The following is a 545-nucleotide window of genomic DNA, read 5'->3' as shown; positions in this document are numbered from 1 at the left end:
GGCCGGGTGGGGGCGGCGCCCACGGCGATCCGGGCGGCCGGCCCGGCCAGCGGCGTCGCCTCCGCCTCCCGTACCTCCCGGTGGTAGGCCGGGGGTCGCCAGAGCGTCTGCGCGGCGTTGTTGACCAGGATGTCCAGCCCGCCGAACCGCCGCCCGACCAGGGCCACGAAGTCCAGGGTCGCCGGCAGGTCGAGCAGGTCGAGGCCGTGCACGTAGAGCCGGTCGGCCCAGTCGGCGCTGTCCGGCACGGCCGCGTAACGGCGCGCGGCGTCACGCGGGAAGCGGGTGGTGACGATGACCTGCGCGCCGTCGCGGAGCAGCTTCAGTACGGTGTGGAAGCCGATCTTCACCCGGCCGCCGGTGACCACCGCGGTGCGGCCGGTGAGGTCGCACCGGGCGTGCCGGCGGACCCGGTTCTCCTGCGCGCAGTCGGGGCACATCAGGTGGTAGTCGGCGTCGACGCGCCGGTAGGCCGTTTTGCAGACGTAACAGTGGCGGTCCCGGCGGAGCGTGCCGACGCTCTCGTCGTCGGGGGAGGGGGGCGC

1 protein-coding gene is annotated in these 545 nt (G+C 75.2%); it reads right to left on the bottom strand.

Features of this window, described 5'->3' with window-relative positions; genetic code table 11:
* Window positions 1-545, bottom strand: a 545-nt coding sequence (locus tag E1211_RS32255; protein WP_132354031.1) for an SDR family NAD(P)-dependent oxidoreductase, incomplete at both ends; no start/stop codon positions are given.

The organism is Micromonospora sp. 15K316 (assembly GCF_004348525.1).
GTDB lineage: Bacteria > Actinomycetota > Actinomycetes > Mycobacteriales > Micromonosporaceae > Micromonospora.
The sequence above is the reverse complement of the archived record's forward strand: the minus strand, read 5'-3'. Positions and strand labels throughout refer to the sequence as shown.